Genomic DNA, 4,875 nt, shown 5'->3' on the forward strand with positions numbered 1-4,875 from the left:
AGAGTGCGTTGCCCCAGTTGTTCAGGGCCTCGTGCTTGTCCGGCTTGATCTTCAGCGCCACCTCGTACTTCTCCGCCGCCAAGTCAAACAGCCGGTCCGCCTCCGCGCCCGACTTCGTCTGCGCTTGCTCGTAAAGTGCGTTAGCCTGTGCGATATGGGCCCACGACAGAGCATCAACCAATTCCTCTGGGATAGGCGTGCCACCGGCGGGAAGCTGAGCGATGACCTTGTCATAATCGCCGGCCATGAAGTCCTGCATGACCTGAAGGACCAACGATGGTTCTTTCCTTGGTTTCCTGGTCGACCGGCTTCCCTTCCGGGGCTTCTTTGCTCCTTCGTACTCACTGATCGCTTGCCGAATCAGGGTGCGCGCCTTGTCCGTCACGTCGCTCGATTCATCTTGATTCGGATCCTTGTACGGAACGAGCAGGTCGAACTGCCCATCGAGGTGCGTGAACGGCTGGTTGACAAAGTGCGGCGGGAAGCTGCCCAGTTCCTGGGTCAACTTGACGAAGAAATCGTCCGCGTCGAAACCTCTCACATAAAAGGCGTACTTGCCATTGGTGATCAGTTTGTCGCGGACGTGCAGGGCCGGCTCGCTATCCTTGTAACCCACCCAGTACAGGTTGTTGTCGAAAGTCGGCACGTTGGCCAAGTGATCGAAAACGGGATCGTTCTCGCCGCTGTAGCCCACGACCACCCAAGTCCTGCCTTGGCCGGCGTCTCGAAACAGCGGCTCCAGCAGTTGGGAATGCGCCGCACATTCTTCCTTGGTATTCATGAGCGCAAAGCCGGTGCGCTGGCCATGCAAATAGAAAACGGCTTCGCCGGGAATGTCAGCGGGCTTCAACACCTGGGAAGCGGCGAAGTCGTAGACGGCCGGGAACGTACCGATTAAGGCACAGGCACGGACAACGAGCGGATCAAAATTGGTGGTCAGCACGCGGTCGACATAACCGTGCTTGATGAGTTGCGCGATCGCGATGTGCGCCCAATTGATCTTGGCTTCATCGACGTACTTGGCGATCAGGTCGCGTCGCTCGGTGGGTGCTAGTTGCGCCATGCATTGCGGGTATCCCTTCGGATTGTCCGCTCGCTTGTATGCCGCTGGCCACTCCTGCTCGATGAGCTTCACGAAACCCGATGCCAACGGGACGTTCGCTTTGACGGAACAACCCGCACCGATCAGCAGCGTGCATTTCTTCTGGCGTTCCTTCGCCTTCCGCACGGTTTCGACGACGTCGTCGATGCTTCGTTCCATAGGATTCGACTTTCTGTTCCCCGCAGGTCGGCAGTGTGTGAGGACTCGGAGTGTGATCTCCCTCCTTTAGACTTGAGTGAGCATCGCAACCTCCTGCCAAAGTGTTGAAGCTTCCATAGAAGTGCCAGAGCATGATACCAGGGCCGTTTCGCGTGTTCAATCAGCATGACAACGGTGACGGCGGCTTTTGTTTTGGTGATTCCGCGGCGACTGAATGGTCATGTAGCATGGGCTCGCAGCCTTGTCCGTACCCACATCTAGATCTGAAGTTTGAGTTTGCTTGCAACGAATACGTAGGTGTTGAGTTTTTCCCACCCTCGCCAAATTGTAATCCATCCAGGTTCGCCATCGCTCTTGCGCCCGAGGAAGCCGCCGAGTTTGGCAACTTCGCGATAAAACTGTCCAACCGTCAGATCGTGAACGCGGGGCAAATTCTTGCGGGCCAACTTGAGCATCTTCAGCCACACGCCAGGCACCACGCGCTGGGCTGGAACTTCGGGGTTCGTCCGGGCGAGTGATTTCAGCTGGAGCAGGCGAGCCGCCAACACACTGGTCAGGCCAACAAACGCTTCCCAACGACCGGCCGTCTTCAACTGCGGAGACTCCACACGACAGCCCGTCTTGAGCGCCTTGTGATATTCCTCCACCAGCCACCGCAGTTCGTAGTAGCCAATCACTACCCACGCCTCCTCAAAGGTTACCACCGGTAACGAAGTAAACAGAATCCAGCGGATGGGCTCCACACCTGACGGCGCGTCCACCTCGACGACTTCGATCACGTTCATCGCAATCGGAGCTTGCTTGAGCTGGCGCACCCAAGGACTGACGTGCCGCGGCTGAGGAATCTTGATGCGACCGTATCTACGGTCTGGGCTATGTCTGATAGTGAGCGATTACGCGAATAGGCCTTTTATCCCGCCTATCCGCGGCAGGTGATCATCGAGGAACTCGGCGATCGACCCTTCGTCGATCCGGTGCAGCCGCAGGCGCCCGCTGCGCGCCCAGCGTGCGAAATGCGTGATGCTGGCCAAGTAGCCGGCGAAGGTGTGCGCGGCGTACCTGCGCTCGGTCAGGCGCCGCTTGAACGCATCAACGTACGGGCCGATCGGCCCGTCAGCGAGCCAGTTGATGTCGGTGCGCAGCGAACGGTGAACGACGCCCATGGCGGTCTCCAGAAGTGGGACCACCAGTGCACCCGGCAGTAGAAACTATGTCCAGATCTGCGTCGGCCAACCTCGTCACATGCCGCGCCACGCCTGCATCAGCGACATCTGCGACCAACCAACTGCGCATAGTTGCGATCTGCGCATAGGGGTCGCTATGTAGAGCTCCGCATAGCGACCCGTAGCGGAACTTCGCCGCAGCCGGCAGCACGTCGCAAAGCGCGCAGTCGAACGCCCGTCATCATGGAGGCGCGCCAGAACGCCTTAGAAGGCCGACGACCGCAGTGGAAGGAGCCTCGATGGGCAAGCGACGGTGCAGCTTATGTGTAACGCAATCGATCTCGAATCTTGGCACCCGAAAACGGCGAAGTTAGGAGCGTCATTCGTGTCGGTCCTTTGCAGCACGGCAGAAGCGGCAAGGGGACTCGCCGGACCGATAGAGCGGTGCGGCATAGAGGGCGACCCCGTCATGGCCGCCGTGCCAGACCGCCTTCTGTAGCGGATGAACGTACCTGACCGAGATCGTCCCGCGTCGGCGGGGGCCGGTCAGCGTCCGCCCGTAGCAGCAGCCATTCGCATGGCAGCCGAACCGCGACACGATCTCGCCGGCGATCAAGGCGAGGGCGAAGGCATCGATGGCCCAGAGACCGAAGCCCATGTCGAGCCACAGGTTGCAGAGCGCGAAGCTCCCTACGCCGCCGATCACGCCGCCGAAGGCACTGAACTTCTCGGCCGAGAGCACGAACTGGATCGGATGGGCGCGGAACTTGGGCCAATGATCGGTGATGCCACAGATGACGCGCGCAAAGATCGCCGCCGCGGGAAAGAAGACACGGTCGTGCAGACCAGATAGCGAATCACCAGGTCCGGCGGCGTCAAGGTGAGAAAGACGGCCAGGCCCACCACGTGTCCCGCGGTCTGAAAGACGCCGTAGGTCACAACCAGACGGTCACCGAAGGTGGTCAGCACGTAGTGCCGGGACAATCGTCGTGCCACCACGATCCAGGCACGCATTCGGCACTTTGCGCGGGTGCGGTTGAACGCAATGTTTTCGTACAGGAACGCGTCACTGTCCCGGTAGAAATCGGACAAGCCAGCACTCCAGGCCCACGGCTCGAGCCTGCGCGCGTAAGCGCCTCGCGAACGTTGGCGCCCAAGTCCCAATGTTCCTCGCGCAGACGTTCAAAGACAAGAGAGGTCGGCTGGCCGGTGATGACCGCAATCCAGTCGAGCATAGGCTGGTTGCGATTTAGGATCGGAAGAAAGGGGGCAGGAAGCTTCCGTGAAGCGAGGCGGTCGCGTTGCGTCTGCGTTTGCGCTGGGACGTTCGTCATGACCTCTGCCGAAAACCAAAGGTAGTGTCCAATCGCGTGGTGAAAATGCAGAGCTCGGACAGGCTGGAGGCGCGGTACTCAGCCAGCTATAGTGGGCCGCCAAGCGGAGAAGTATCGCTGAGGGTGGACAATCCGACCGGCCCCGCCATCGAGCTCTGAGGCGCCTAGTCCAAAGGGTAGAGGGGGCCCGCTTCATGGTGTATGCCTCAGGTTCTCGACGGGGGGTTCAATAATCGCCAGCCGTTGCATGAAGGCAAGAATACCGCCGACCGTCTCGTCCATCGACGGGTCAGGGCGCCCCCACGGCGTCGCGGCGCGTGCCCGCCGATACGACGAATTGTCGTAACGCTTGAATTCCATCGCCGAAATGTTCTCAACCGATCCGATCAGAAAATCCAGCAAGGGATAAAGCAAATCCGATCGGGAGCACCGGCGGATGACCTCCGGCACGAAGTCCCGCAGCGCAAAGTGCTCGAATGTGCGGCCCGTTCGCGTGTGGATGATGTTGATGACCTCGACCATGTTCGCGTATTCATCCCGCGTGACGTGGAACGTGCGATCAATAGTGTCGGGCTGGTTGGCGATTGCGACGATGTTGTTTGCCGTGACATCCACCGGTACGAAGCTCACTTGGTTTAGCGCGTCGACGGCGATACCGTGCTTGATCATGAACGCCAGCAGCCGGATCACGATGTCGAAGCTGCTGCAGCCACCTCCGGAAGCGGAAGGTGTGATCAGCGCAGGGCGGAAGGTTCTAGTCCGCAGGCCGTGCCGTGCCGCGTCCCTAACAACCTGTTCGGCCACCCACTTCGACTGGCTGTAGCCGAAATCGAGTCGGTCCATGCTGTCGTTCCGGTCTGTCTCGTAAAGCGTGCTTTTCCTCGCCCAGCCGAAGACGAAGGTGGTCGAGATGTAATTGAACTCTCTCGCGCCGGCGTCAAAAGCGAGTTTCAAGACGTGATTAGTGCCGGCGACGTTCGCGCCCCTTAACCCGGCGTAGGTCGACAGGTAATTCACTGCGGGGATGTCCCAAACACTGTTGAACTGAAGAATTGAAAAGGTGGCGGCTCCTTCTCCGTTTCCGATAAGGAACGGGGTGACAAAACCTAAAAGGGAG

At 59.6% G+C, this 4,875-nt stretch carries 5 protein-coding genes; all 5 read right to left on the bottom strand.

From position 1 onward, the window contains the following. Window positions 1–1,261 (bottom strand): hypothetical protein (locus tag SGJ19_06615; protein ID MDZ4779905.1); only part of this gene is annotated, 1,261 nt, incomplete at its 3' end. 257 nt (window positions 1,262–1,518) lie between these two features. Beyond that, window positions 1,519–2,145 carry an IS4 family transposase gene (locus tag SGJ19_06620; GenBank protein MDZ4779906.1) on the bottom strand — a complete coding sequence of 209 codons (627 nt, stop codon included), beginning with the start codon at window positions 2,143–2,145 and terminating at the stop codon, window positions 1,519–1,521. 9 nt (window positions 2,146–2,154) lie between these two features. Further along, the gene (locus SGJ19_06625) at window positions 2,155–2,424 is read right to left on the bottom strand and encodes a site-specific integrase (protein ID MDZ4779907.1); all 270 of its coding nucleotides are present in this window, start codon (window positions 2,422–2,424) and stop codon (window positions 2,155–2,157) included. A gap of 379 nt (window positions 2,425–2,803) precedes the next feature. Continuing rightward, complete coding sequence (locus SGJ19_06630; protein MDZ4779908.1) at window positions 2,804–3,268, bottom strand: prolipoprotein diacylglyceryl transferase; 465 nt, start codon at window positions 3,266–3,268, stop codon at window positions 2,804–2,806. Window positions 3,269–3,950: 682 nt separating this feature from the next. Further along, window positions 3,951–4,875 (bottom strand): SDR family oxidoreductase (locus tag SGJ19_06635; GenBank protein MDZ4779909.1); only part of this gene is annotated, 925 nt, incomplete at its 5' end.

The organism is Planctomycetia bacterium (genome assembly GCA_034440135.1).
In the GTDB taxonomy this organism is placed as follows: Bacteria; Planctomycetota; Planctomycetia; order Pirellulales; family JALHLM01; genus JALHLM01.